21 protein-coding genes, 1 tRNA gene, 2 riboswitches and 1 other annotated feature are annotated in these 25,367 nt (G+C 60.9%); of the genes, 8 read left to right on the forward strand and 14 right to left on the reverse strand.

All coding sequences use genetic code 11. The features are described 5' to 3' along the window. Positions 1-34: 34 nt before the first annotated feature. Both trxA and ACSQ3J_RS13605 read right to left on the reverse strand, forming a co-directional pair. Positions 35-1,018: a thioredoxin gene (trxA, locus tag ACSQ3J_RS13600; RefSeq protein WP_436039302.1), complete on the reverse strand. Its 984-nt coding sequence runs from the start codon at positions 1,016-1,018 to the stop codon at positions 35-37. Between the two features lie 57 nt (positions 1,019-1,075). Next, positions 1,076-1,585 (reverse strand): prolyl-tRNA synthetase associated domain-containing protein, encoded by a 510-nt coding sequence (locus ACSQ3J_RS13605; protein ID WP_436039303.1) that lies wholly within the window; start codon positions 1,583-1,585, stop codon positions 1,076-1,078. Positions 1,586-1,839: 254 nt separating this feature from the next. Between ACSQ3J_RS13605 and ACSQ3J_RS13610 the strand changes: the two genes are divergently transcribed. Continuing rightward, a tRNA-Gly gene (locus tag ACSQ3J_RS13610) sits at positions 1,840-1,914 on the forward strand. Positions 1,915-1,990: 76 nt separating this feature from the next. On the opposite strand, the gene ACSQ3J_RS13615 is transcribed toward ACSQ3J_RS13610, so the two are convergent. The 4 genes from ACSQ3J_RS13615 to metA form a co-directional block, all read right to left on the reverse strand. Continuing rightward, positions 1,991-2,758, reverse strand: coding sequence for an SDR family oxidoreductase (locus ACSQ3J_RS13615; protein ID WP_436039304.1), 768 nt, complete (start codon positions 2,756-2,758; stop codon positions 1,991-1,993). 171 nt (positions 2,759-2,929) lie between these two features. Continuing rightward, complete coding sequence (locus ACSQ3J_RS13620) at positions 2,930-3,946, reverse strand: aldose epimerase family protein (RefSeq protein ID WP_436039305.1); 1,017 nt, start codon at positions 3,944-3,946, stop codon at positions 2,930-2,932. 135 nt (positions 3,947-4,081) lie between these two features. Further along, complete coding sequence (locus tag ACSQ3J_RS13625; protein WP_436039343.1) at positions 4,082-4,534, reverse strand: N-acetyltransferase family protein; 453 nt, start codon at positions 4,532-4,534, stop codon at positions 4,082-4,084. Next, positions 4,531-5,457, reverse strand: coding sequence for a homoserine O-acetyltransferase MetA (metA, locus tag ACSQ3J_RS13630; protein WP_037097288.1), 927 nt, complete (start codon positions 5,455-5,457; stop codon positions 4,531-4,533). Before metA ends, ACSQ3J_RS13625 begins: the two co-directional genes overlap by 4 nt. Before the next feature lie 74 nt (positions 5,458-5,531). Continuing rightward, a riboswitch (SAM riboswitch) is annotated at positions 5,532-5,609 on the reverse strand. A 163-nt stretch (positions 5,610-5,772) separates the two neighbouring features. Here metA and ACSQ3J_RS13635 point away from each other — a divergent pair. Then, positions 5,773-6,204, forward strand: coding sequence for a DUF4345 domain-containing protein (locus tag ACSQ3J_RS13635; protein WP_436039306.1), 432 nt, complete (start codon positions 5,773-5,775; stop codon positions 6,202-6,204). An 853-nt stretch (positions 6,205-7,057) separates the two neighbouring features. On the opposite strand, the gene ACSQ3J_RS13640 is transcribed toward ACSQ3J_RS13635, so the two are convergent. Next, on the reverse strand, positions 7,058-7,639 hold the full coding sequence (locus tag ACSQ3J_RS13640; protein ID WP_060502715.1) for a cation transporter: 582 nt from the start codon (positions 7,637-7,639) through the stop codon (positions 7,058-7,060). Between the two features lie 257 nt (positions 7,640-7,896). Beyond that, positions 7,897-7,952: a sequence feature (sul1 is cis-regulatory element that is thought to sense ions involved in sulfur or methionine metabolism; They are found in Alphaproteobacteria), on the forward strand. 70 nt (positions 7,953-8,022) lie between these two features. On the opposite strand from ACSQ3J_RS13640, the gene ACSQ3J_RS13645 reads away from it, so the two are divergent. Beyond that, positions 8,023-9,489 carry a SulP family inorganic anion transporter gene (locus ACSQ3J_RS13645; RefSeq protein ID WP_436039307.1) on the forward strand — a complete coding sequence of 489 codons (1,467 nt, stop codon included), beginning with the start codon at positions 8,023-8,025 and terminating at the stop codon, positions 9,487-9,489. Between the two features lie 170 nt (positions 9,490-9,659). Here ACSQ3J_RS13645 and ACSQ3J_RS13650 read toward each other — a convergent pair whose 3' ends face one another. The 3 genes from ACSQ3J_RS13650 to ACSQ3J_RS13660 all read right to left on the reverse strand — a co-directional run bounded on the left by ACSQ3J_RS13650 (position 9,660) and on the right by ACSQ3J_RS13660 (position 12,901). Then, positions 9,660-11,486, reverse strand: a complete 1,827-nt coding sequence (locus tag ACSQ3J_RS13650; protein ID WP_060502717.1) for an ABC-F family ATP-binding cassette domain-containing protein — start codon at positions 11,484-11,486, stop codon at positions 9,660-9,662. 2 nt (positions 11,487-11,488) lie between these two features. Continuing rightward, positions 11,489-12,139, reverse strand: coding sequence for a thiamine diphosphokinase (locus ACSQ3J_RS13655; protein ID WP_436039308.1), 651 nt, complete (start codon positions 12,137-12,139; stop codon positions 11,489-11,491). Positions 12,140-12,376: 237 nt separating this feature from the next. Beyond that, a complete protein-coding gene (locus ACSQ3J_RS13660; protein ID WP_060502719.1) occupies positions 12,377-12,901 on the reverse strand; it encodes a MarR family winged helix-turn-helix transcriptional regulator in 525 nt (174 codons plus the stop codon). A 120-nt stretch (positions 12,902-13,021) separates the two neighbouring features. Here ACSQ3J_RS13660 and ACSQ3J_RS13665 point away from each other — a divergent pair, with 120 nt between their 5' ends. Then, positions 13,022-14,524, forward strand: coding sequence for an MDR family MFS transporter (locus ACSQ3J_RS13665; RefSeq protein ID WP_060502720.1), 1,503 nt, complete (start codon positions 13,022-13,024; stop codon positions 14,522-14,524). Between the two features lie 30 nt (positions 14,525-14,554). Here ACSQ3J_RS13665 and ACSQ3J_RS13670 read toward each other — a convergent pair whose 3' ends face one another. Next, positions 14,555-14,878 carry a hypothetical protein gene (locus ACSQ3J_RS13670; RefSeq protein WP_060502721.1) on the reverse strand — a complete coding sequence of 108 codons (324 nt, stop codon included), beginning with the start codon at positions 14,876-14,878 and terminating at the stop codon, positions 14,555-14,557. Between the two features lie 135 nt (positions 14,879-15,013). After that, positions 15,014-15,134, forward strand: a riboswitch (TPP riboswitch). Between the two features lie 39 nt (positions 15,135-15,173). On the opposite strand from ACSQ3J_RS13670, the gene thiB reads away from it, so the two are divergent. The 4 genes from thiB to ACSQ3J_RS13690 all read left to right on the forward strand — a co-directional run bounded on the left by thiB (position 15,174) and on the right by ACSQ3J_RS13690 (position 20,717). Continuing rightward, complete coding sequence (gene thiB / locus ACSQ3J_RS13675; protein ID WP_060502722.1) at positions 15,174-16,184, forward strand: thiamine ABC transporter substrate binding subunit; 1,011 nt, start codon at positions 15,174-15,176, stop codon at positions 16,182-16,184. A 385-nt stretch (positions 16,185-16,569) separates the two neighbouring features. Beyond that, a complete protein-coding gene (thiP, locus tag ACSQ3J_RS13680; RefSeq protein ID WP_082511994.1) occupies positions 16,570-18,213 on the forward strand; it encodes a thiamine/thiamine pyrophosphate ABC transporter permease ThiP in 1,644 nt (547 codons plus the stop codon). After that, positions 18,200-18,922 (forward strand): thiamine ABC transporter ATP-binding protein, encoded by a 723-nt coding sequence (gene thiQ, locus ACSQ3J_RS13685; RefSeq protein WP_060502723.1) that lies wholly within the window; start codon positions 18,200-18,202, stop codon positions 18,920-18,922. The genes thiP and thiQ overlap by 14 nt, the downstream gene beginning before the upstream one ends. A 283-nt stretch (positions 18,923-19,205) precedes the next feature. Beyond that, positions 19,206-20,717, forward strand: a complete 1,512-nt coding sequence (locus ACSQ3J_RS13690; RefSeq protein ID WP_060502724.1) for a M48 family metalloprotease — start codon at positions 19,206-19,208, stop codon at positions 20,715-20,717. Positions 20,718-20,750: 33 nt separating this feature from the next. Here the strand turns inward: ACSQ3J_RS13690 and ACSQ3J_RS13695 are convergent, their stop codons facing one another. The 3 genes from ACSQ3J_RS13695 to ACSQ3J_RS13705 form a co-directional block, all read right to left on the reverse strand. Next, positions 20,751-22,505 carry a peptidoglycan D,D-transpeptidase FtsI family protein gene (locus ACSQ3J_RS13695; RefSeq protein WP_060502870.1) on the reverse strand — a complete coding sequence of 585 codons (1,755 nt, stop codon included), beginning with the start codon at positions 22,503-22,505 and terminating at the stop codon, positions 20,751-20,753. Between the two features lie 239 nt (positions 22,506-22,744). Next, positions 22,745-24,217: a sensor domain-containing diguanylate cyclase gene (locus ACSQ3J_RS13700; protein ID WP_060502725.1), complete on the reverse strand. Its 1,473-nt coding sequence runs from the start codon at positions 24,215-24,217 to the stop codon at positions 22,745-22,747. Between the two features lie 199 nt (positions 24,218-24,416). Further along, positions 24,417-25,283 (reverse strand): RNA polymerase factor sigma-32, encoded by an 867-nt coding sequence (locus ACSQ3J_RS13705; RefSeq protein WP_060502726.1) that lies wholly within the window; start codon positions 25,281-25,283, stop codon positions 24,417-24,419. Between the last annotated feature and the right edge of the window lie 84 nt (positions 25,284-25,367).

The following is a 25,367-nucleotide window of genomic DNA, read 5'->3' on the forward strand; positions in this document are numbered from 1 at the left end:
GGGAGATTGTCATAAAGGCGCCCCTGTCAGGGTATCACGAAAACAGGATCGATGACAGTTTGCGGCGTGCTGACAGCGTTGCCGGGTCCATCGGTCCCCAGACATCGAAGAACTGCAGCAGTTCGCGCCGGGCGCCATCATCCTCGAACGTCCGGTCGCGTTTCATCACCTTCAGCAGGTGATCGGCCGCCGCCTCGCGGTCACCCTCGACATTGCGGATCTTGGCGAGCTTGATGCGGGCGCCATGATCGTCAGGATCGGCAGCAAGGATCTGCTCCAGCGCATTCGGGTCGCCGAGCTTGCGGGCTTCCTCGATCTGGGCGAGCTTTTTCACAACGGCGGCGATGCCGGCATCCTTGGCCAGCTCTTCGGAGAGATCGGCCAGAACCTCGCGTGCCTGGTCCAGTTCGCCGGCGGTGATCAGGCAATTGGCAAGCCCTGCGAGCGCGATTGCATTTTCCGGGTCCGCCTGCAGCACGGCGCCGAAAAGACCGGCAGCGTTCTCGATATCACCCTGCTCGACCAGGGCTTTTGCGTCTGCGAGCGCCGCATCGATCCCGGCCTGCTGGTCGTCGATCATCGGACCGGCAACCTTGTCGATGAAGTCGCGGATCTGGCTTTCCGGCACGGCGCCCATGAAGCCATCGACCGGGCGGCCGCCGACAAAGGCGATCACGGCGGGGATGGACTGGATACCGAGCTGGCCGGCAATCGACGGGTGATCGTCGATGTTCATCTTGACCAGCCTGACACGGCCCTGTGCTTCGGTGACGACCTTTTCGATCACCGGCGTCAGCTGCTTGCACGGGCCGCACCAGGGCGCCCAGAAATCGACGAGGACCGGCTGCTGGCGGGAAGCTTCGAGCACGTCGCGGGTGAAGTTGGCGGTGGTGGTTTCCTTGATCAGGTCACCCGCCGGCGCGGCCGCTGCCGCCGGTGCCGGGGCGGCGCCGTAGCTGGCCGTTGCCGTCATCTGGTTGCCGTAGGATGCTGCGTAGGGATTGTCGTTGCCGCTCATCGTGTCTCCTCGCGGACATCCGCGTCCGCCTGACTGTTTTGCGTCAAAGATCGTATGTCAGGACGTCACTTTCAAGACAAGGGCTTCGTGTCCCGTCGCTTCGATAAAGCGCAGCAGATCTTTCGAGGCGATCGATGTCGTCGCATCGTTCGACAGCGGATGGCAGTTGACGATCTCATCCTTCATCAGCTCCTCGTCGATGATGATCTTCACGTTCTGCCCAATGTCGTTGATGACGCCAAAGGCCGTCACCGCTCCCGGAATCACGCCGAGATATTCCATCAGTTTTTCCGGCTTGCCGAAGGAGACCTTGCTGGCGCCGCCGATGAGCGTGTGTACCGTCTTCAGGTCGACTGTTGCGTTCTCCTCGACGGTGAGCAGGAAATAATTGTCCTTCTTGTCCTTCACGAACAGGTTCTTGGTGTGTCCGCCGGCAATCGCGTCCCGCAGCGCCACCGATTCGGCAACGGTGAAAACCGGCTCGTGCCGCATCGTCTTGTGTGCGATGCCGAGGCTGTCGAGAAGCGCAAACAATTCGTCCTGTGTCTTCGGCTGCATTTCACTCATGGCGGCTTCTCTTTCGCTTGAAAATGGTGGTCTTCCTTACGGCGAAGGGCAAAAAATCGCAATCTTCCACAGAATGCAGGCTGCAAAACGCCTTGTTTTCAGGGGCTTGCGACATTTCTTCAAAAAAATATTGGGTTGGCCGTCATTTCCCTGTTGCATTTAAAAATCGTCTGGGCCATATAGCCGTCGTCGCAGCAAACAACAAACGCAGCGGCGCCACGGTCCACCGACTACCCCCGGACCGAGGTTGATGAGCGGGTGTAGCTCAGGGGTAGAGCACAACCTTGCCAAGGTTGGGGTCGAGCGTTCGAATCGCTTCACCCGCTCCATTTTCTTCTCTTCGGAGAGCCTTCCAGGAAAATCGGTACAGTCTTAGCAGCCACCTTGGTGCGCGGATTTGTTTCCTTATCCCCGTCCGACATACGGCATTTGCGTCGCCATCACGGTCATCGTCAGCACGTTGGCGTCGAGCGGCAGGCCGGCCATGTAGATAACGGCGTCGGCGACGAGGTTTGCCGGGATGGTCGGTTCGGCGGCGATCTCGCCATTGGCCTGCAGGATGCCAGTGCGCATCCGTGATGTCATTTCAGTCGAGGCATTGCCGATATCGATCTGGCCGCAGGCGATGTCGAACGGGCGACCATCGAGCGCCGTCGATTTGGTCAGGCCGGCGATAGCGTGTTTGGTGGCTGTATAGGGCGCTGACATCGGCCGCGGCGTCGAGGCGGAGATCGAGCCGTTGTTGATGATTCGGCCGCCACGCGGCGTCTGTGCCTTCATCAGCTTCATCGCCTGCTGGGTGCAGAGGAAGGCGCCAGTCAGGTTGGAGCCGACGATGTCGTTCCATTGTTCGAAGGTAATATCCTCCATCGGAACAGCGGGCAGACCCATACCGGCATTGTTGACGAGCAGGTCGAGGCGGCCGAAATCATGGCGGATGGCGGAAAACAGGCTGGCGACCGCCTGCGGGTCGCCGACATCGGCAGCGAACGCCCGCGCCGTGCCGCCGGTCAAGGTGGCCATTTCCTTTGCGGCATGCTGGAGAACATCGAATCGCCGGCCGGAAAGGATGACCGTGTAGCCGTTTTTCAACAGCGCCTCGGCAATAGCGCGGCCGATTCCGGTACCGCCACCCGTCACCAACGCGATTTTCGGTCTGTCCGTTTCAGCCATGCCAAGTCCTCCCCTTGCCGCAGCCTTGATCGGGGCATCAAATCCGGTTTTACCGCAAAAGCCTAGAGCGCTTTGTCTTTAAACAGTATCACACGTGCCAAGGGATGACGCGCCGCAACGGGGGCGGTCCATGTCCCTCAGGCTGATCCTGAGCAGGCGGCAGACGGGCGGTCAGCTGCGGGTGAAGACGTAATCGGTTTCCTGCCTAAGCGTTTCACCGGGCCGCAGGACGGCTTGCGGGAAATTGGCGTGGTTGATCGCATCCGGCCAGATCTGGGTTTCCAGGCAGAAGCCTGCGAAAGGCCCGTAACGACGGCCTTCGAGGCCGGGCACGGGAACGTCCATCTTGAAGCCGGTATAGAACTGCACGCCGGGCTCGGTGGTGCGGACTTCCAGCGAAACGCCGGAATTGATGCTGCGCACCAGCGCGACGGATTGCTTGGCGCCTCGGGCGTCCGCCAGGCAGAAATTGTGGTCGTAGCCGATCTTGTCGCCTTCCAGCTGGCGGCTCAGCGGCGTCATGGCGCGCAGGTCGAAAACGGTGCCTTCGACGGAGCGGATCTCGCCGGTCGGGACCTGCAGCTCGTCGGTCGGCAGATAGCTGTTGGCGGCGATCATCGCATCATGGCCGAGCGCATCGGTAGTGCCATCGAGGTTGAAATAGCTGTGCTGACAGACATTGCAGATCGTTGCGCGATCCGTGGTGCTCTCATAGAGGACGTTGAGGACGCCACCGTCGCTGACGGTGTAGGTGCAGGTGATCGTGCAATTGCCGGGATAACCGGCGCGGCCATCCGGATCGACGATCTGCAGCACGGCACGGTTTTCCGCCGCCTCGATCAAGGTCCACAGGCGCTTGGCAATGCCGTCGCTGCCACCGTGCAGGTGGGTGACGCCCTTCTCGTTGCATTCGAGCTGGTAGGAGACCCCATCAATGGCAAACTGGCCGCTGCCGATGCGGTTGGCATTGCGGCCGGGCGTGGCGCCGAAATAGGGGGAATGGGCGAGATAATCGGCGAAACTTTCAAAGCCGAGCACAAGAGGAGCGGCGTGGCCATCGAGGCGCAGGTCCTGGATGACCGAGCCCCAGGTGAGGATATGCGCGGTCAGCCCGCCGCCCTTGATGATGATGCGGTGCACGGGTTCGCCGGACGGCATATGGCCGAATACTTCAGTCTCTGTCTGCACGGGTATTCTTCCTCCACTCTTCCCGGCGGCAAACTGCGTCATTTCGTTGAACGCGGCAACCGAAAAGTCATACAATTAACGACGGTAGCCGCCTCAGGCTCGCATCACCTTCCTGCAGAGACAGGCCGATCCGTTTCAGAACGTCTTCTGGTAGATGATGAAGGGTGTCTTGTCTGCGATGCGGTCATAGAGCTTGCGGGCATTGGCGTTGAAGTCCTGGGTCATCCAGTACACTTCTTCGGCCTTTTCCGCGTTTGCCCGGGCATAGACGGCCTCGATCAGCGCCCGGCCGATCCCCTGTCCGCGAACCTCAGGATCGGCGAACAGGTCCTGCAGGTAACAGATTGAGTTCTTTTGCCAGCAGGAGCGATGAAAGAGGTAATGCGCAAGGCCGACCGGCCTGCCATCGAGAACCGCAAGAAAACCCGCATATTCATGTGCCGCGCCGCTCAAGAGGCGCGAGAAGGTCAGCGCGTAGATATCGTCCGGCAGGGTGGTTTCGTAAAAGGCGAGATAGGCCTTCCATAGGCGGCGCCAGTCCTGCTCGTCGCCGGATTCAATGGGGCGGATGGTGAGGGTTGCGGTCAGCGTCTGTCCTTCCCGATATCGGCGAGATCATAGGATGTCGTCTGATAGATATCGTTGATCCAGTTGCCGAACAACAGGTGTGCGTGGCTGCGCCAACGGTTTTGCGGCGTCAGCGTCGGATCGTTATGCGGGAAATGGTTGTGCGGCATCTTGATCGGCACGCCGGCATCGACATCGCGGAAATATTCGTCCGACAGCGAGGTCGAATCATATTCGACATGGTTGAAGACATAGAGCCGGTTGCCCGCCTTCTCATGCACGAAGCAGACGCCCATTTCATCGGATTCCATCAGGATTTCCAGCTCGGGCCTTTTCTCGATATCGGCACGGCGCACCTCGGTCCAGCGCGATACCGGAATCTGGAAATCATCCGAGAAGCCGCTGAGATAGGGCGAGGACGGGTTGAGATTGTGATGGCGGTAGACGCCGAATGCCTTTTCCTTCAGCGCGTATTTCGGCACGCCATGGAAATGGTAGATCGCCGCCATCGCCCCCCAGCAGATGTTCAGCGTCGAATGGACATTGGTATGGGTCCAGTCGAGGATCTGCTGCATCTCGTTCCAATAGGTGACGTCTTCGTAATCAAGCGTTTCGACCGGCGCGCCGGTGATGATCAGGCCATCGAACGTGCGATGCTTCACCTCGTCCCACGTTTCGTAGAAGGCGAGCAGATGCTCTTCCGGGGTGTTCTTGGCCTTGTGGCCGCCGAGACGGATCAGCGAGAACTCGACCTGCAGCGGCGAGGCGCCGACAAGGCGCGCCATCTGCACTTCAGTCTTGATCTTGTTCGGCATCAGATTGAGCAGGCCGATCTGCAGCGGCCGGATATCCTGGCGGACCGCCATGGTTTCGGTCATGACCCGCACGCCCTCTTTGACGAGGGTTTCATAGGCAGGCAGCGTATCGGGAATCTTGATCGGCATGGGCAACACTCGGTTCAACGAACAGACCGGCACAAAAAAACCGGCAACGATAGGAATCGCTCCCGGCCCCGCTTGCTTGCGCTCGCACGGCCCTTTAGCGACTTATTTAACGTGGCTGCAAGCCGGCCGGCCAAATCACCACGAATTCCTAGATAGCGCCTGTTGGCGTGCGAATCAATATGCGGCGCCCCGCCGATGAGTGGCGCACCGCGGTGATGGTCGCCGTTCGGTTGTCATCACGCCGATGTGTTCGAGCCGCTGAAACCTCGCGGCGCCCCCGCCCGTACTCCTCTGATGACTTCAGGAGGATGTGCGATGCCCAGTCTTGCCTATCAGATCAGCCCGGCCGATTTCCGCCAGCGGCGCCTGTTGCAGGCGAGCATTGCCATCCTGGCGATGCTGCCGGTGTTTGCCGGGCTGGCGGGCGTGGTGATGGGGCCGTCGTTTCTTACCGAAACAAAACCCCCGGTGGATCTGAGCAGCCATGTCCGGTTCCTGTCCGGATTGTTCCTTGCCTTTGGTCTCGCCTGGTACAGCTGCATTCCGGCGATCGAGACGAAGGCGGAGCGGATTCGGCTTCTGGCCATTCTCACCTTCAGCGGTGGGCTGGCGCGGCTGTATTCGCTGATTGCCGATGGCGTACCCTCGGCGGGGCATGTGCTCGGGCTTGGCATGGAGCTCGTCGTCGTGCCCTGCCTGGTCATCTGGCATGGCCGGGTGGCGGCGCTGAGCCAAAGCCGGAGTTGAGCGAGGTCGCGCGGCAGTCGGCGTCTTCTTCCCACTCTGTAACGGGGAGAGGCGATTGCCGCAGACGGCGGGTGGGACGGTCCTTGGGCTTGGCTGGGAGGACCGTCTCACCCTTTTGGAGGGAGTAAGAGTTTGCCGCGCTGCTGTTCCTTGCAGCCGTCTTTCTTGCGGCATTGCATCCCCGTCGGAAGGGCTTAGGAAGTTGGGCACAAACAATGTCCCATGGTTTGCGTCCACGCGCGAAAAATTCGCCGTGGGTTTTCAAAGAGCAGGCCGGCCGGGGCGCTGAAAGCTGCCTCGTAAAGTAGTAACAGGTGACACCTCTCAGCGCCCCGTTCGATGTTTTTTGCCGCGCTTCTCAGGTTCTTCTGCGCTTTCCTCTCTGACAGGAAAGCCTCCAATGCCCCAGCCCGGCCGCTTATCCGCCAAGCCTTTCAATCCGGCGAGGTCTGGCCCTGGACCGTCCAAGAACGGTGTGACCACCCGGCACGCCCGGTTCATTTGCGAACCGGAGGAGAACCACCTTTCACGCAGCCCCGGGGATTTGACGCGCGTTTCGCCAAACCATCCGGGCACCGGCCCCATCTCGCCGGCAACGCAAACCGGTGTATCCGTGATGGGACGGCAAGAAGTATCGCACGGGTTTAAAGGGCGGGGATTTGCGGGGATGAATTTTTTCTTGGAAGAGTGCGACCGGGCCGAAGCGGCCATAACGGATGCATTTCCAAAAGACTGTTGGCTCCTTCATTTAAGCCATTGGAGAGCAGTTCAGGCGGGCGAAAGCAGACCTTTGGTCATGGACAGATAATGACAGGTTCGCGGCACAACCGGTTTCGCATCCGACGAATTCCAGCTACGCCACCGCCTCGTGCTCCTTGCGAGCTGCCTCCCACACTTCCTTGGCCGCATCAAGGTTCATCCAGGCAATACCGAAGCCAACAATCAGGTCCGGCCATGGCGAGCGCCACAGCAGAAGCGTCACTGCCCCGGCAGCGATGATCGCGACGTTGGCAATGGCATCGTTCCGCGCGGAGAGAAACGCCGCTCTAGTCAGCGATCCGCTCGCATTCCGATAGGCTGCAAGGAGGAAGGCACAAGAGAGATTGACCACCAGTGCGCCGAGCCCTGTCAGGCCGAGGGCGAGCGGCTCGGGGGGAACTGGAACCTCGAACTTCTGCCAGGCGGTCCAGAGGAACGCGATGGCCGGAGCAAGCAGAATGAGCGACATCGCCATTCCGGCACGGGCTCGGTTCCTCGCTGACCATGCAATTGCGACGAAGATCAAGAGATTGACGGACGCGTCCTCGAAGAAATCCGCGCTGTCCGCCAGAAGCGACGCAGACCCGATCCGGAGCGCGACAGCAAACTCGACCCCGAAGTAAGCCAGGTTCGCCAGCGCGACGATCAGGACGACCCGTCGAATCCCGTTATCCATGGACTGTTACCCTTTCTGGTTCGGTCATATCTTGTTTGAATGCGCAGCGCGGGTTGGGTGACGGACAGTTCCTGCAGTCTTCCCATCGGAAATACTTTCCACTTAACGCCGTTACCCCCGGTCTTGCCATGACCTTCTCGACTTCTTGAAAGCAGCCAGTCCACTTCAGCATGCCGCGTCCGGAAAATGCCCTCATTGGAGTCGTAGCTATTCCATATTGCAATGCGAGAAAACTTCGGTAGAACACATCCACTCACCACGGACCCGGTGTAATTCCGGGTGGCTCTTCTGGCCGCCGATCCGCCAGACCACGCAAAACCTGCATGCCAATTCAACCGACCGCCCGATAGCGCGGTTCGCCATGCTTTGCGAGAACTCATCAAATGCAATTTTCTTCGATTCGTCGGGATTGGTCTGCCAATCCTATGCGCGAAATGCTCGCCGGAGCAGTTGCGACATTCGCGCTGATTCCCGAGGTTATCGCATTTTCCTTCGTCGCGGGTGTCGATCCCCAGGTCGGCCTGTTCGCCTCCTTCATAATCGGCATCGTCATTGCCTTCACAGGTGGCCGTCCGGCGATGATATCCGCCGCCGCGGGTTCGGTCGCCCTCGTCGCGGCACCGCTGGTTCATGCCCATGGGCTTGCTTACCTCTTCGCCGCCGGGCTGCTGGCCGGACTGTTCCAAATCGTTTTCGGCCTTCTGCGTCTCGGAGTGTTAATGCGCTTCGTTTCGAAATCTGTACGCACAGGTTTCGTCAATGCCCTTGCAATCCTGATTTTCGCAGCCCAACTGCCCCATATCATCGGGGGAGACTGGCTTTCCTATGGCATGCTGGCGGCCGGACTGGCTGTCATCTACCTTGCACCCCGGATAACCAATGCCATCCCATCGCCGCTGATTTGCATTCTGGTCCTGACGGCGGCATCGATCTCCTTTCAGCTGCCGGTCATGACAATTGCCGACCTTGGCAAACTTCCCGATTCCCTTCCGGGCTTTGGCTGGCCCGCGGTTCCGATGACATTGGAAACCCTGACGATCATCGCCGGACCGGCGCTTGCCATTGCCATGGTTGGCCTGCTGGAATCGATGATGACGGCAAGTGTTGTCGACGATCTCACCGGTACGCCAAGCCCGAAGAACAGGGAGTGTACCGGCCTTGGCATCGCCAACATGGCCGCGAGCCTATTCGGCGGAATAGCCGGCTGCGGCATGATCGGCCAGACCGTCAGCAATGTGAAATATGGTGGACGAGGCAGATTATCCACGCTCTTTGCTGGTGCGTTCCTGCTGGTTTTGATGGTCCTGTTGAAGCCGTGGGTTTCTCAAGTTCCCGTCGCTGCACTGGTTGCTATCATGGTGATGGTGTCTATCGATACGTTCGATTGGTCTTCGTTGAAGACGCTGGTTGTTCACCCGAAGATGTCCAGTGCCGTCATGGTGGCGACGGTTCTCGTTACGGTGTTCAGCTCAAACCTTGCGCTCGGCGTCACGGTTGGCGTTCTTCTGAGCGGCGTGTTCTTCACCTTCAAGGTTGCTCGTCTGCTGCGGGTCGAAACGGAGATCGATGCTGCCGCAGTTCACATGATGTACCGCGTGTCCGGACAAGTGTTCTTTGCCTCGGCCGATATTTTCATCGAGGCATTCGACATCGAGGAAGCACACGGCATGGCCGTGACGATAGATGTTTCGCAAGCTCATTTCTGGGATATCACAGCAGTTGCAGCACTGGAAAAGGTGGTGGAGCGGTTTAAAGCCCATGGCACAACCCCCGTTGTTTTGGGGGTGAATGATGCAAGTGCTACTCTGATTGGCAGTCTCGACAGCACCCCGAGACTTAAAGAAATCTGAAATCAACCCAGTTGAATGAGGCCTATGGCAGCGGAATCTTGCCATAGGCCGTTTGAGAAGGCTGCTATCGGGCCGATGGCGCACATCGTTACACCGCAGTGATATGGCAGCTTTCGTCTTTCCCCGCTAACGACGCAAAGCAATCATTCTGCGGCTCGGTGCCGCGTGCCCTACCCCTCGATCTCCTCCCTTAACATCTCCAGCTCCAGCCATTCCTCTTCCATCTTCGTGATCGAGGTTCGTAGCTTTTCGAGCTCTGCAGCCAGCGCCGAAAACCGCGTGGGGTTCTTGGAAAACAAATTCGGGTCGGCCATTTCCTTTTCGTGTTTGGCGATCTGGGCTTCGGCCTTTTCCATTTCCTTCGGCAGGTTTTCCAGCGCGAATTTCTGTTTGAAGGAGAGTTTGCCCTTGCCGGTCTTGGGGGCGGAGGACGAGCCGTCGTTGCTGGCGGATTTGGCTTTTTCGGCTTTTTCCGTGCGCTTCTTTTCGTCGGCAGCACCCTTGCGCTGGGCCATCATGTCGGAATAGCCGCCGGCATATTCGATCCAGCGTCCATCCGGCGCATCCGGATTGGCGGGCGCGATGGTCGAAGTGACGGTGCGGTCGAGGAAGTCACGGTCGTGGCTGACGAGGATGACGGTGCCGGAAAAGCCTGCGACGATTTCCTGCAGCAGGTCGAGCGTTTCGATATCGAGATCGTTGGTCGGTTCGTCGAGGATCAAGAGGTTGGTCGGGCGCGACAGGATGCGGGCGAGCATCAGCCGGGCGCGTTCGCCGCCCGACAGGTTCTTGATCGGGGTGCGCGCCTGTTCGGGCTGGAACAGGAATTCCTTCATATAGCCAGTGACATGGCGCTGCTCGCCATTGACCAGCAGGTTGTCGCCGCGGCCGTCGGTGAGGTAATGGGCCAGCGTATCCTCAAGGTTCAGGTCCTCGCGGCGCTGGTCGAGCGTGGCGATCTCGAGGTTGGTGCCGAGCTTGACCCAGCCGCTGTCGGGCTTGATCTGGCCGGTGAGCATCTTCAGAAGCGTCGTCTTGCCCGCGCCATTCGGGCCGACGAGACCGATGCAATCGCTGCGATGGACGCGGATCGAGAAGGGGGCGACGATGGTGCGCTCGCCATAGGTCTTGGTGATCTGATCAGCCTCGATAACCAGCTTGCCGGATTCGCGGGCGTCGGAGACGGTCGCCTGCACCGAGCCTTGCGGGCCATTATGGCCGCGATGCTTGGCGCGCAGGTCCTGCAGCGCGCCGAGGCGGCGCATGTTGCGCTTGCGCCTTGCCGTCACGCCGTAGCGCAGCCAGTGTTCCTCGCGCTCGATTTCCTTGCCGAGCTTGTGTTGCTCCAGCTCTTCTTCTTCCAGCACCTTGTCGCGCCAGGCCTCGAAGGCGCCAAAACCCTGATTGAGGCGGCGCGACTGGCCGCGATCGAGCCAGACGGTGGCGTTGGAAACCTTTTCGAGGAAGCGCCTGTCGTGCGAGATGACCACGAGGGCCGAGCGGCTCTTGATCAGCTCGCCTTCCAGCCATTCGATGGTCGGCAGGTCGAGATGGTTGGTCGGCTCGTCGAGCAGCAGGATATCCGGCTCCGGCGCCATGACGCGGGCAAGCGCCGCGCGGCGGGCTTCGCCGCCGGACAGCTGCGTTGGGTCTTCATCGCCCGTCAGGCCGAGATGTTCGAGCAGGTAGGCGACGCGGTAGGGGTCGTCGCTCGGGCCGAGGCCTGCTTCCGCATAGGCGCGAACACTGTCGAAACCGTCAAAATCCGGCGCCTGATGCAGGTAGCGGACGGTGACGGAGGGATGACGGAAGGTTTCGCCCGACTGCGGCTCGGCAAGGCCGGCGGCGATCTTCATCAGGGTCGATTTGCCCGAGCCGTTGCGGCCGACAAGGCAGATCCGGTCGCCGGGCTCAACCTGCAGATTGGCGCCGTTCAACAGCGGCGTACCGCCGAAGGAGAGCACGATATCATCGAGTTTCAGAATGGGTGGCGCCATGGTCAGGCTCCCGAAAAATCATGAGGGCGGGCAAGGATGAGCGCCCGGCCGGAGGAAAGGGTGAAGCGGACGGTGCCTTCGGCGACATTGGAAACGGTGCGCGAGGAGCCGAACGGCAGATGAAAATCCCTGAGCGGATAACGGGCGCCTTCGATGGAAAGACCGGTCAGCGTATCGAGCCCGAGGATGGAAAACAGGCTGCCCTTCGGCAGGGCGATCACGAAGCTGCCGGGCAGCAGCGGATAGGCTTCCTCCTCGCCGGAGGTGAGCAGCATCTCGATGCCGTCTTCGGCAAGCTTGGCGGCATAAAGTAGGTGCATGAAGGCATGGTCGCTGCGCTCGCCGCCGAGCGCGCCGGCGAGAATGAGCCTTTTCGCGCCGCGCTCAAGGGCGGTGGCAACGGCGATTTCGCCGTCGGTCTCGCTCTTGGCGGCGGGATAGGGCTCGCGGCGGACATCCGGCCATTCGGCGATCAGGGCATCCGGCGTGGAATCGAAATCGCCGACCCAGAGCTCCGGCTTTAGCCCCAGCGCACTGGCATGGCGCATGCCGCCATCGGCCGCGATGACGCGGGCGCCGGCAAGCTGGGTGGCAAGCCTGTCCGTCGGCGTCAGGGGACCGCCCATCAAGATGATAAAAGCCTGTTTGCTCATGGCGCATGGCCATAGCGTAAACAGGGGGATGAGGGGAAGGGGCAGGCGTGGATTTGGTGTTCTCTTCTCCCCGGCGGGGAGAAGGTGGCCCAAAGGGCCGGATGAGGGGGCCACACGCTCAGAAATTGCCGAGCGGCCCCCTCATCGCCTCACTGCGTTCGGCACTTCTCCCCGCCGGGGAGAAGAGGGTGTCTGCCGCTCGCCCTTGCCCCGTTATGGAAAAGAGGGAGATCGCCGCTAATCCGTATCCTTGCCGGGGGTGGTGCAGACCTGTTCGAAGGAGGTGACGAAGCGGTCGAAGAGGAGGGAGAAGCTGGCGACGTCTTCTTCCGGCCAGTCGGCCAGCACGCTGTCGATGACGTTACGCTTGACCGCCTGGATTTCGCCCATCAATTGCTGGCCGAGCTCGGTCATCACGACGATGATGCGGCGGGCATCGGCCTGCGAGGCCTCGCGCCTCAGAGCGCCGCGCGCCACCATTTCGCCGACGATGCGGCTGGCGCGGGAGGGATCGATGCGCATCATCCCGGCGATGGTGCCGACCGTGACTTCGCCCTCCGGTTCGGCCCGCCTGACGGCATCGAGAACGTCGAGATGGGTGATTTCGAGACTGGGCGCGACATTGCTGATGGCGAGGCGCGCCAGCACGCGGCGGCCGATCATCGTGCGCCAGCGGCCCATCGAGCGGCCGATCAGGGCGCGGCTGGCCTCGGGCTCTCCGGTCTCAGATGTGCATTCCAGGGGCAAAGGTGCGTGATCCATGGCTGATCCTAGCAAAACAAGCGCGATCCATAAAGCATGAATATGCTCTCGGCATAAATGTGCTGTTGACAAATATATGCTAACAGCACATAAATTGCCAAAACCAACCGGAACGCTCCCATGGACATGCACATCGCGCCGGCGCCGCTCGTTTCGAGCCCAGCGCTGCGGCTCACCCTTTTCTTCTTCCTGATGACGGCTTTGTTCATGGCGACGCTGGACAACCAGATTGTCGCCACCGCGCTGCCGACCATTGTTGGCGAGTTTGGCCAGATGGAGCGTTTCGGCTGGATCGGCTCGGCCTATCTGCTGGCCACCTGTGCCGTCATGCCGCTTTACGGCAAGCTGGGCGATCTGTTCGGCCGCAAATATGTGATGGTCACGGCGGTGACGATCTTCACGCTGGGGTCGATCGCCTGTGGTCTTGCCGTGTCGATGAACACGCTGATTGCCGCCCGTGTGCTGCAGGGCCTGGGTGGCGGCGGCATCATGGTATCGATCTTTTCCATCAACGCCGATCTGTTCGAGCCGCGCGAGCGGGCGCGCTACCAGAGCTATTCCAGCCTCGTCCTGATGGCCTCCGGGGCCGTCGGTCCGGTACTTGGCGGGGCGATGAGCGACCATTTCGGCTGGCGCTCGATCTTCCTCATCAATATCCCGATCGGCATCGCGGTGCTGATCGGCCTGTTCGTCTTCCTGCCCTACCGCCGCCCGACACGCCGTCCGACCATCGACTATGCCGGTGCGCTGCTGCTGGCGGGTTCGGTAACCTGCGTCGTGCTTCTGGGCGACGGTGCCGAACTGTTTGGCTCGCTACTTTCATTCGGCAGTCTGGCGATCGTTGCGCTCGGCGTGGTCTGCGCGACGGCCTGGGTGGTTGTCGAGCGCCGGGCGCCGGAGCCGATCGTTCCCCTGACACTGTTTCGCAACCCGACATTCAGCCTGATGCTGGTGATTTCGCTGGCGAGCGGTGCCGTCGGCATCGGCATGGTCAACTATTTCGCGCTGTATCTGCAGACGACGACGGGGCTGTCGCCGTCGCTGGCTGGCTTGCTGTTCATCATGCTGACCGGCGGTATCGTCTGCGGCTCGCTGACGGCAGGGAGGCTGATTTCGCGCTCGGGCCGCTACAAGCCGTTTGCCATCGTCAGCGCCAGCCTGACGGTTCTGGCCTTGCTCATCTTTACCCAGATTGAGCCCGGTACGCCGCTTTATGTGATTTGCGCGATCATGGCGCTGCATGGCATCGGCATCGGGTTTGGCCAGCAGGTGCCGATCGTCGCGGTGCAGAACATCGCCTCGCGTGGTGATGTCGGGGCGGCGACCGGCGCGGTCACCCTGTCACGGATGGGCGGCGCCTCGATTGCCATCTCGATCTATGGTGCAATCATCGCGGCAGGTCTTGCCCGCGGCGCCACGGCGATCCCGGGTGTTGCCGATATCGAAAAGCTGACGCCGCTGGTGCTGTCGACATTACCGGAGGCGACCCGCCAGCTGGTGGCTGATAGCTATACGGCCGCCTTCCTGCCGCTGTTTTTGACGGCTGGCGGTATCTCGCTGATCTCGCTCATCGCGGCCATCAGCCTGAAAGCGGTAAGGTTGCCGCAGAAGCCGGCGGCATGAGGGGCTGGCCGTCGTCTTTCGGCCGGTACTTCAGCCTTTTTTGCGCCAGTAGTGGTCGGAGATGTTCTGATAATTGGTGATGATCTGGGCGGCGATTTCGGGATTTCCGCCTTCAAGCGTTTCGGGGTCGGCGCCGCATTGCGACAAAAAAAGCTGTTGTTGAGCGGTGGCCGCAAAGTAATCATATGCCGGCGCTTCGTCCTGCGCGCCAATCGAACGCAATTCATTGGCGGTCTGCGTGGTGGCATCCTCGACAGCTTTGTAGATGGCCGCCATCATTGCTTGCTCGGCTCGTACCATTATGCCGCTGATTTTCTGTTCGGCGGGGGTAAGGATGCGGCACGTCTCGGTCATCGGGCGTATCTCCAGTATCACTCTAAATTTCTCAATCAATAAGGCCCCATGTCATGGGATTATGTCCGCTTTGCGGTAATCGGGCGGGGCAACAATCCCCACTTGCCAAGTATTTCGCCCGGGTCTAAACCTCCTCCTGCTCTAACGGGGTGCCGGCCGTTCTTTTATGGAACGTTCGGCTGAGAGGCTATTCAAAAGCCAACCCGAAGAACCTGATCCGGTTTGTACCGGCGGAGGGATTAGACGGCACATTCCAGCGCCCTATTCCCAATTTTGGATTTATGAGGAGGCGCGGATGCGCAAGGCAATCATTCCATTTCTCGCAGCAGCTGCTGCATTCACCATCGCGTTTTCCGCCTCGGCCGAAGACAAGGTGCTGACGGTCTATACCTATGAAAGCTTCACCAGCGAATGGGGGCCCGCCGCCAAGGTGGCGGAAGCCTTCGAAAAGACCTGCGGGTGCAAGGTTTCCTATGTCAGCGTCGCCGATGGTGTCGAACTCCTGACCCGGCTGAAGCTCGAGGGTGCGTCGTCCAAGGCCGATATCGTGCTGGGCCTCGATACCAATCTTGTGTCCGAAGCCAAGGCAACCGGCTTCTTTGCGCCGCATGGCATCGACACCTCGGCCGTCAAGGTTCCCGGTGGTTTCACCGACGATACCTTCGTTCCCTATGATTACGGCCATTTTGCCGTGGTTTATGACACTGAGACGATGAAGGAGCCGCCGAAGAGCCTGAAGGAACTGGTCGAGGGCGATCCGAACCAGAAGATCGTCATCGAGGATCCGCGCACCTCGACGCCGGGGCTTGGCCTGCTGCTCTGGATGAAATCGGTCTACGGCGATGAGGCCGGTGCCGCCTGGGCCAAGCTCAAGGATCGTGTTCTGACCGTCACGCCAGGCTGGTCGGAAGCCTACGGCCTGTTCACCAAGGGCGAAGCGCCGATGGTGCTTTCCTACACCACGTCGCCTGCCTACCATATGGTTGCCGAAAATACAGACCGCTATCAGGCTGCTGCCTTTTCCGAAGGCCACTATATCCAGATTGAAGTCGCCGGCATGACCAAGGCTGCCAAGGACCCGGCGCTCGCCAAGGATTTTCTGACCTTCGTCACCGGCCCTGAATTCCAGTCGATCATCCCGACGACCAACTGGATGATGCCGGTTGCCGCCACCAAGGAACCGCTGCCGGAGGCATTCGGCAAGCTGGTGGCGCCGGAAAAGACGTTTCTGATGTCGTCGGATGAAGTGGCGGCTAACCGCAAGGCCTGGATCGACGAATGGCTGGCTGCGATGAGCAAGAATTAGCACCTCGTTTGGGCAAGGCCTGCCCCTCATCCGGCCTGTCGGCCACCTTCTCCCCGTTGTGACGGGGAGAAGGGATTTGCGGCAAGCTCTGTCATCCCCTCTCCCCGCGTGCGGGGAGAGGGCTAGGGTGAGGGGCCAAGGTTCTCAGGTGGCTGGAGGTCTGGATTGATGAGTGGCTGGCGGCGATGAACAGGAACTGGATGTGCCGGGACGATCATTTCTTCTTCTCCCCAGCGGGGAGAAGTGCCGAGCGACTGCGAGGCGATGAGGGGGCGGTTCGGCACATTCTGAGTGTTTGGCCCCCTCATCCGGCCCTGCGGGCCACCTTCTCCCCGCTGGGGAGAAGAAAGGGCGAGGCGACGCCCGAAAGCAATACGAAGCCATCATGATCAACCGCATGGAACGACGTCTGACACTGACTGCCGGGGCGCTATGCCTCGGTGGCATTGTGCTGTTCGTCTGTCTGGCGGCGGTGGCACTCCTGGCTTTCGACGAGCCGGGATCCGCCAATGACGGCGTGGTGTTCGATGCCTATGTCTGGCGCGTGGCCCGGTTCACGCTGCTGCAGGCGTCGCTTTCGACCGTTCTGTCGATTGTCTTTGCCATTCCGGTGGCGCGGGCCTTGGCGCGGCAGGCGGCGTTCCCCGGCCGTGTCTGGATCATCCGGCTGATGGCGCTGCCGCTGGGGCTGCCGGCGCTCGTGGCAGCTTTGGGACTGATCGGCATCTGGGGACGGCAGGGCGCTTTGAATACCGCGTTGGTGGCCATCGGTCTCGACCAGCCGGTCAGCATCTACGGCCTGTCGGGCATTCTCGTTGCCCATGTCTTTTTCAACATGCCGCTCGCCGCCCGGCTGATGCTGGGCGGGCTGGAGCGTATTCCCGGCGAATACTGGCTGGCCGGGGCCAATCTCGGCATGCGGCCGCTGTCGATTTTCCGCTTTATCGAATGGCCGGTGATCCGTGGGCTTTTGCCCGGCATTGCCGGGCTGATCTTCATGCTTTGCGCCACCAGCTTTACGCTGGTGCTGACGCTGGGCGGCGGGCCGGCGGCGAGTACGATCGAGGTTGCTATCTATCAGGCGCTGCGCTTCGATTTCGATCCGCCACGGGCTATCGCGCTGTCGCTGCTGCAGATTTCCGTGACCGCCGCGCTGCTGGTTGCGATCCGGCTGCTCACACCTGCGGCAGACGAGGGGCATGGCGGCGGGCGCAGGGTGCGCCGCTTTGATGGACGCGGTGGGTTTGGTCGGGCAGGCGACGGACTGGTGATCGCGCTTGCCGTTCTGTTTCTGGCTCTGCCGCTCGGCTCGGTCGTCTCTTCCGGCCTGCGTGCCGATCTCGTCAAGCTTGCCGGGGATCCGATGGTGCGGCGGGCGCTGATCACCAGTATCGTCATTGCGCTGATCTCGGGGCTGCTTTGTGTTGTCTCCGCCTCCCTCATGATCCGGGCGCGGCAGGCAGCCCTGTCGTCGAGGCGGCCAGCGGTGCTTCTTCGGGGGCTGGCTGTGGGGATTTTTGCCAGTTCGTCGCTGGTGCTGCTGGTGCCGCCGGTGGTTCTGGGGGCTGGCTGGTTTTTGCTGTTGCGGCCGTTCGGAGATGTCGCACGATTTGCGCCGCTGCTGGTCATCCTGATCAATACGCTGATGGCGCTGCCTTTCGTTTATCGCGTGCTGGAACCGGCAATGGCCACGCATACGGCCCGCACGGCCAAACTTGCGGTCAGCCTTGGTCTCAGCGGCTGGCATCGTCTGCGGCTGATCGATTGGCCGGGTTTGCGCAGGCCGTTGCTGATGGCGCTGTCTTTTGCCTGCGCCCTGTCACTTGGCGATCTCGGCGCCGTGGCGCTGTTCGGCTCGCAGGATATGGTGACGCTGCCCTGGCTGCTGTACAGCCGCATGGCAGGTTACCGCTCGACCGATGCGGCGGGCCTGGCCTTGTTTCTCGGGCTTGTCTGCCTGGTGCTAACGATCGCCGGGACGCCGCGGGCAGGGGCTGACGATCAGAGGAGAAAAGATGTCACTGCCTGAAACGGATATCGCTGTTCGTCTCGACAACGTGCGGGTCCAGTTCGATGAAACCGGACTACATTTCGATTGCGCCGTCGGCAAGGGACAGATCGTTGCCGTGACGGGGGCATCCGGTTCCGGCAAGTCGACGCTGCTCAATGTGATCGCCGGGTTCGAAACACCGGATACCGGCCAGGTTGAGATTCTCGGGAAAGATGTTGCCGGGCGCGATCCTGCCGAACGGCCGGTCTCGGTGATCTTTCAGGAGCACAACCTGTTTGCGCATCTCGACGTCGCCACCAATATCGGTCTCGGCATCGATCCGGCACTGAGGCTTGGCATCAAGGAAAAGGCGAAAATCGCAAGCGCGCTACTGCGCGTCGGACTGGAGGGGTTTGGCAAGCGCCTGCCGCCGACCTTATCCGGCGGCGAACGCCAGCGGGTGGCGCTCGCCCGGGCGCTGGTGCGCCGCAAGCCGGTCCTGTTGCTCGACGAGCCGTTTGCGGCGCTCGATCCGGGCCTGCGGGCCGGGATGAGCAGCCTTCTGCTTGATCTGCACCAGCAGGAAGGTCACACGATCCTGATCATTACACATCATCCTGACGACGTCCGGACGCTGGCAGACAGTGTGCTCTTTCTCGACAAGGGCCGCATTCTCCTGCATGAGCCGGTGACGCAGTTTCTCGAGCATACCGATCTTCCGGCGGTCGCCCGGTTTCTGGGGCGATGAGCATCGCCTGCGATGCTTTTGCCACAATTTGAACGACACCCTGTGCGACGGCGCTTTGGCTATCTTGCGCGTTCACGTTTGGGTGTGCGTTGCCGGGATATCACGGGGAAACTATTTCTATGGGTGTATGCTAGGCACGCATGGCGCGAATAGGTTACAGCAGGTCATTGCCGTAACTGGCGCCAGACCTATTTATACGGCTGTAAAGAATACTGAATTTGCATCCGCGCGATCAACTGACTGTTTGCGCGGCTGGGCTGAAGACTGGAAACGAGCTGAGGCGATGAGCAGAACGGCAGGAACGCAAAAGCGGGATTCAGGAACGGGCTTCGGCGTGTCCTATCGCGCCGTCGCGGCGTTGTTCGGGGCCCTGCTCCTGTCGGGTTGCCAGTCGGTGATCGAGCAGACCTATGAGCCCAAGGTTTCGCCGTCCTCCAATCCGCAGATCGTCGAGGAAGTCCAGAAGAACGATCCGCGCGCCCAGGTCGGCGCCCGCGAGCATCCGCGCATCGTTGCGAGCTACGGCGGCGAATATCAGGATCAAAAGACCGAGCGGTTGGTTGCCCGTATCACCGGCGCTTTGACGGCGGTTTCGGAAAACCCGAACCAGTCCTATCGCATCACCATCCTCAACTCGCCCGCGATCAACGCCTTTGCGCTGCCGGGTGGCTATCTCTATGTGACGCGCGGCCTTCTGGCGCTCGCAGACGATGCCTCGGAAGTGGCCGCTGTGCTCTCCCACGAGATGGCACACGTGACCGCCAACCATGGCATCGAGCGGCAGCAGCGCGAAGAGGCAGAGGTGATTGCCAGCCGCGTCGTGTCCGAAGTGCTGTCGAGCGATCTGGCCGGCAAGCAGGCATTGGCGCGGGGCAAGCTGCGCCTGGCGGCCTTCTCGCGCAATCAGGAATTGCAGGCCGACGTCATCGGTGTGCGCATGCTCGGCGAAGCCGGGTACGATCCCTATGCGGCGGCACGCTTCCTCGATTCGATGGCAGCCTATAGCCGGTTCTCCTCGGTCGATCCGGACAGCGACCAGAGCCTGGACTTCCTGTCGAGCCATCCGAGCGCGCCGCAGCGCGTCGATCTCGCCCGCCGCCATGCCCGTGCCTTTGGCGCAGAAGGCGCTGTCGGTGATCGCGGCCGCGACTATTATCTCGCCGGGATCGATGGCTTGCTCTATGGCGACAGCCCGCAGGAGGGTTATGTCCGTGGCCAGACGTTCCTGCACGGAACGCTCGGCATCCGTTTCGATGTACCGGCCGGCTTCCAGATCGACAACAAGGCCGAGGCGGTGCTTGCGACCGGGCCGAACGAGACGGCAATCCGCTTTGACGGCGTGGCCGATGCGCAGAAGCGCAGCCTGACCGACTATATCGGCAGCGGCTGGGTAACCGGCCTGCAGCCGGATACGATCCATGCCGTGACGATCAACGGGCTTGAGGCGGCAACGGCACGGGCATCGGCGGAGCGCTGGGATTTCGACGTCACCGTGATCCGGATCGACACGCAGATCTACCGGTTCCTGACCGCCGTGCCGAAGGGCGCGCCGAGCCTGGAGCCGACGGCCGATGTGCTGCGCGCCTCCTTCCGCCGCATGACGCCGCAGGAGGCCGCGGCCCTGAAGCCGCTGCGCATCCGTGTCGTGACCGTCAAGGCGAACGATACGCTGGCCACGCTTTCGGCCCGGATGATGGGAACTGACCGCAAGCTCGATCTCTTCCGGCTGATCAACGCCATGCAGATCACCTCGACGGTGAAGCCGGGCGACAAGGTGAAGATCATCTCGGAATAGATGCAGACGGCTGGAAGGCTGATCAGTCTTGCCTCAATAGTCGGCAAGCATCATCGATCCGTCCTTGCCGAACTGCGGCTGAATGCCGAGCAGGGGGCCGGCGCGGCCGATGATTTCCTTGATCATCGGGGCGGCGGTCGATGCCGCCGTGCGTCCGCCGTTCTCGCCCGTTTTCGGCGCATCGATAATCGACAGGACAATGTATTTCGGCTTGTCCATCGGGAAGCCCGCAACGAAGGCGTTGAAGTTGATGTTGCTCGCGTACCGGCCGTTGATGACCTTGTCAGCCGTTCCGGTCTTGCCGCCGACATTGAAACCGGGGACTTGCGCGTGGCGGCCTGATCCGTTTGAACCATTCCAGTTGAAGAGATAGCGCATGTCGGCGCTTGTCTTTTCCGTCACGACCGTGCGGGAGATCGCCCCTGCCTCTTCAAGTGTCCGGGGCAGAAATGTCGGCGGAATCAGGGTCCCGCCGTTGATCAGCGAGGCTGCCGCAACGGCGGTCTGCAACGGCGTGGTCGCTACCCCGTGACCGAACGAGATGGTCACCGAGTTGATCTTCTTCCAGGCTCTGGGCTGCGTCGGCGTCGCCACGCCCGGCATTTCCGTTTCCATCTTCGACAGGAGCCCCAGCCGGGTCAGGAATTCCTGATGGCCTTCAATGCCGACCATATCTGCCACGGCGGCCGTGCCGATGTTCGAGGAATACTGGAATACCTCGACGATCGAGAGGGGGCGGTTCTTGCCCTTGAAATCCTTGATGGTGAAGCCGCCCATACGGATCGGGCGGGAGGCGTCGACAACCGAATTGAGGTCGATCTTTCCGGCGTCGAAACCCATGGCCAGCGTAAAGCTCTTGAAGGTCGATCCCATCTCGAACGTGGCGTTGCTGATGCGGTTGAACCAGCCTTTTTCGTATTCCTTGTCGATGCTGCCGTCCGGCAGTGTCCGGGATGGCTGATTGGGGTCGTAATCGGGCACCGAGGCCATTGCGAGGATCTCGCCGGTCTTCATGTCCAGAACCACGGCGCCCGCGGCTTCCGCCTGATAGTTTTGCATTGCCCGCGCGGCGACCTCGCGGACGATATGCTGAACACGCAGGTCGATCGATAGTTTGACCGGTTCCAGCGGTACATCACCCGTCAGGCCGGCGGCGCGCAGATCGGCCAGCCCCTGCTGGTCGATATAGCGCTCCATGCCGGCAAGGCCCTGATTGTCGACGTTCACATGGCCGAGAATATGCGATGCGGTGGGGCCGCCCGGATAGAAGCGGCGGTTTTCGGGCCTAAAGCCGATGCCGGGTATGCCCAAGGCGAGGATGTCCGATTGCTGGCGCGGGGTCAGCTGGCGTCTCAGCCATTGAAACGCTGAATCGGATCGCAGTTTCCGGTGGGTGTCGCTCCAGTCGAGATTGGGAATGACGGTTGAGAGTTTTTCGACGGCTTCGTCGGCATCGACGATTCGGCGCGGCTCGGCATAGAGCGACATGGTTCGAAGATCCGTTGCCAGCAGCTGCCCGTTGCGATCGACGATATCCGGCCGCGAGGCAACTGCCGAGACATTGTCACCGATCGATGCGAGGGCGATGGGTTCCGCAACCCCAAATTGAACAAGACGGGCAAGGGCCGCGAGGAAGATCACGGCAAAAGCGGCAATGACGATGCCGAGCCTGGACCTGGTATCCATTCTACGCTTGGCGGAGCCGACGAAAGCGCGGGCGCTTTGGGCGTTTTTTCTCTGCACATTGAAATGCGCGCGGCTCCGAAGTCGGATGACAAAAGCAATCATTCGGAACAATACCCCCGCAATGCTGGTGACAGCGAGCCTGAACGGCTCGGCCGCCGCCGGGGGAACATGGATGCAGCCGGGGCGCATGCCAATCAAAGAGGCGATCAGCAGCTGCGGAACATTAAAGTTGCATTAATATACATTTAAAGTTGAAACGATTTGCTTGAGCCTTAGTTAACTTTTTCTCCCGTTCCAGCGCGCTTCGTCCGCGTGGCGCGCCCTGCCCTCGACATTCCCCGCTACGATGTCCGGCGGGCGATGCGGCCGCCGGTCACGCCCATCGTGCCCTTGGCTTCGTAGAATGCTCTCTTCTGCTCGTACATCAGGGTATCGGCGCGCTGGACGAGCGCTTCCATGGATTCGCCCTGCTCGCTGGTCGCGACGCCGAAGGACAGGGTAAGGGGAGCGCTCGAATAGAACTGGTTGTTGATCTTCAAGAGTTCGTTGATCGTCTCCATCATCGCGCCTGCCGCCTTGATGTCCGCACCTGGCATCAGCACGGCGAACTCGTCGCCGCCGATCCGGGCGGCATGGTTGGGCTGCGAGACAGCGCCGTTGAGGATTTCGCCGAACCGCCGCAGCAATGCGTCGCCAGCGTCGTGGCCAAGCTGGTCGTTGGCCTCCTTCAGGCCATTGAGATCGATAATGATCGCTGAAACCGGCCGCAGCGATTTCCGTTCCAGCCGGTTGATTTCCTCAGCGTAGAAGGCGCGATTGTAGAGTTTCGTCAGGACGTCATGCTTGCCGAGATATTCGAGATAGGCTTCGGCTTTCTTGCGCGCGGTGATATCGGCCAGCGCCACCTGAACGCGGGACCAATCGTTTTCGTGTCCGGGGAAGACGGAAAAATGCAGCAGGATATGCCGCTCGGACCCATCCAGCGCGTAGTTGACGATTTCGCGGTGATGGAAGAGGTTGCCGTTCCAAAGCTCGATCAATTGCTCGCGGAACGGCTTTTCCATATCGTCGCGGAAGATATCGCTCAACCGTTGAAGCAGCGTCATGCGATCCGGAGCGCAGAACAGATCGAGTGTCGCCTGATTAACGTCGATGACACGGATTTCGCTCATGCATTGGGTGACGAATTCCGGATGGACGTCCATGAATGTTCGAAAGTCGCTGATGCCGCGATTGCGGATATCCTCGATCAGAGCCTTGATGCGGCTGAAGTCCTCGATCCAGAGCGACACCGGCGAATGTTCGAAGATGCCTTCGGCATAGAGCCGTTGTTCAAGTTCCGCCCGGCGTGCATCTTCCCGCGCGGTGATGTCTTCCGTCGTCAGCAACACCTTTGCAAGCGAGCCTTCATGGCCCGGCATGACGGCACCGCGAAGCTGGATATCGAGACGCCGGCCGGAGAGCGTGTAGTTGACGGTGGTGCTGGAAAACGTGGTTTCCCCGTCGAAAAGGGCGGCCAGTTCATTGATGTGTGTTTCGAGCATATCGTCTCGAAAGACCTGGGCTATGCCCGCGCGAAGATGATCGACGTCACCGGCCTCAAAAAGCTCGAGGGTTTTGCGGTTGACATCCAGAACCCGGATTCGCGCAGAGCATTGCCCGATGCGCGATGTATCCTCCCGCAGGAACGCACGGATGTCGGTAACCCCTTGGGCGCGCCAAACATCGAAAAGCGCTTTTACCTCACTGAAATCCTCGATCCACATGGCAATCGGCGCCAGGTTGAAGACGCCGGAATCGAATGTCTCGTGCATTAGACCACCTGAAAGCGAGCTGGGAACAATCTGCGCCGCCGGCGCAATACCACGTGTTTGAAGTATTAGCTTTGAAAGGTAAACCGCCCGTGACCGCCGTCGCAGAAGATCGTGCAGCGGATATGCTTACACGGTTCATCCTGACGCAAAAAAACCGGATGAAACTATTCATCCGGTTCCGTGCTCAGTCAAAGGCATATCAATGCCGCATCGCCAGTACCGGCGCTTCCGCTACAAGCGCGATCTTTAACTTTTCCAATGCCCGGGTTTCGATCTGGCGGACCCGCTCCTTGGAGATGCCGAGATCGGCGCCGAGTTCTTCGAGGGTGGCACTGTCTTCGGAAAGGCGGCGGGCACGGATGATCTTCATTTCGCGGTCATTCAGCTGGCAGAGCGCGTGGCTGAGCCAGGTGCGGCGGCGCTCGCTGTCGATCATTTCGGAAACCTGCTCGTCGGGAAGCGGTGCGTCGCAGGCGAGAAGATCGAGGCGCTCGCCGCCATCGGATTCGCCTGAGGTGGAGATCGGCGCCTGCAGCGAAGCGTCGTTGCCGGAGAGGCGGGCGTCCATTGTCTGCACATCGGCAAGGCTGACGCCGAGCGCCACGGCGATTTCTTCATGGACGGCGCGGGCTGTCAGCTGGCGGTCGCCCTGGGCGAGCTTGGCGCGCAGCCGGCGCAGGTTGAAGAACAGAGCCTTTTGCGCCGACGAGGTGCCGCCACGCACGATCGACCAGTTGCGCAGCACGTAATCCTGCATCGAGGCGCGAATCCACCAGCTGGCATAGGTTGAGAAACGGACTTCGCGACTCGGCTCGAAGCGGGCCGCTGCTTCCAGAAGGCCGATATGTCCCTCCTGGACAAGATCGCTCATCGGCAAGCCGAAATTGCGGAACTTGGCGGCCATGGAGATGACCAGCCGCATATGCGCCATGGCGATCTTGTTGCGGGCGTCCTGATCGTGATGGTCTTTCCATGCCATTGCCAGCGCGTGTTCCTCATCCCGTTCGAGATAGGGTGCCGCCATGGCGATCTTGATCATCCGCCTGTCTGCTGAGAGATTTTTCATCGGCTACTCCATAACGGGCACGAGGGGTGCCGCTGAACGATCGGTCGATGGGTGTTTCGGGATTTCCGCAGCCTGGAGCTTGAC

The organism is Rhizobium sp. LjRoot98, assembly GCF_964252935.1.
Classification (GTDB): domain Bacteria; phylum Pseudomonadota; class Alphaproteobacteria; order Rhizobiales; family Rhizobiaceae; genus Pararhizobium.

Coding starts and splice junctions, on each gene's coding strand:
- trxA (WP_436039302.1), bottom strand. CDS start 1,018: ATGAGCGGCAACGACAATCCCTACGCAGCATCCTACGGCAACCAGATG.
- ACSQ3J_RS13605 (WP_436039303.1), bottom strand. CDS start 1,585: ATGAGTGAAATGCAGCCGAAGACACAGGACGAATTGTTTGCGCTTCTC.
- ACSQ3J_RS13615 (WP_436039304.1), bottom strand. CDS start 2,758: ATGGCTGAAACGGACAGACCGAAAATCGCGTTGGTGACGGGTGGCGGT.
- metA (WP_037097288.1), bottom strand. CDS start 5,457: ATGCCGATCAAGATTCCCGATACGCTGCCTGCCTATGAAACCCTCGTC.
- ACSQ3J_RS13635 (WP_436039306.1), top strand. CDS start 5,773: ATGCCCAGTCTTGCCTATCAGATCAGCCCGGCCGATTTCCGCCAGCGG.
- ACSQ3J_RS13640 (WP_060502715.1), bottom strand. CDS start 7,639: ATGGATAACGGGATTCGACGGGTCGTCCTGATCGTCGCGCTGGCGAAC.
- ACSQ3J_RS13645 (WP_436039307.1), top strand. CDS start 8,023: ATGCAATTTTCTTCGATTCGTCGGGATTGGTCTGCCAATCCTATGCGC.
- ACSQ3J_RS13650 (WP_060502717.1), bottom strand. CDS start 11,486: ATGGCGCCACCCATTCTGAAACTCGATGATATCGTGCTCTCCTTCGGC.
- ACSQ3J_RS13655 (WP_436039308.1), bottom strand. CDS start 12,139: ATGAGCAAACAGGCTTTTATCATCTTGATGGGCGGTCCCCTGACGCCG.
- ACSQ3J_RS13660 (WP_060502719.1), bottom strand. CDS start 12,901: ATGGATCACGCACCTTTGCCCCTGGAATGCACATCTGAGACCGGAGAG.
- ACSQ3J_RS13665 (WP_060502720.1), top strand. CDS start 13,022: ATGGACATGCACATCGCGCCGGCGCCGCTCGTTTCGAGCCCAGCGCTG.
- ACSQ3J_RS13670 (WP_060502721.1), bottom strand. CDS start 14,878: ATGACCGAGACGTGCCGCATCCTTACCCCCGCCGAACAGAAAATCAGC.
- thiB (WP_060502722.1), top strand. CDS start 15,174: ATGCGCAAGGCAATCATTCCATTTCTCGCAGCAGCTGCTGCATTCACC.
- thiP (WP_082511994.1), top strand. CDS start 16,570: ATGATCAACCGCATGGAACGACGTCTGACACTGACTGCCGGGGCGCTA.
- thiQ (WP_060502723.1), top strand. CDS start 18,200: ATGTCACTGCCTGAAACGGATATCGCTGTTCGTCTCGACAACGTGCGG.
- ACSQ3J_RS13690 (WP_060502724.1), top strand. CDS start 19,206: ATGAGCAGAACGGCAGGAACGCAAAAGCGGGATTCAGGAACGGGCTTC.
- ACSQ3J_RS13695 (WP_060502870.1), bottom strand. CDS start 22,505: ATGATTGCTTTTGTCATCCGACTTCGGAGCCGCGCGCATTTCAATGTG.
- ACSQ3J_RS13700 (WP_060502725.1), bottom strand. CDS start 24,217: ATGCACGAGACATTCGATTCCGGCGTCTTCAACCTGGCGCCGATTGCC.
- ACSQ3J_RS13705 (WP_060502726.1), bottom strand. CDS start 25,283: ATGAAAAATCTCTCAGCAGACAGGCGGATGATCAAGATCGCCATGGCG.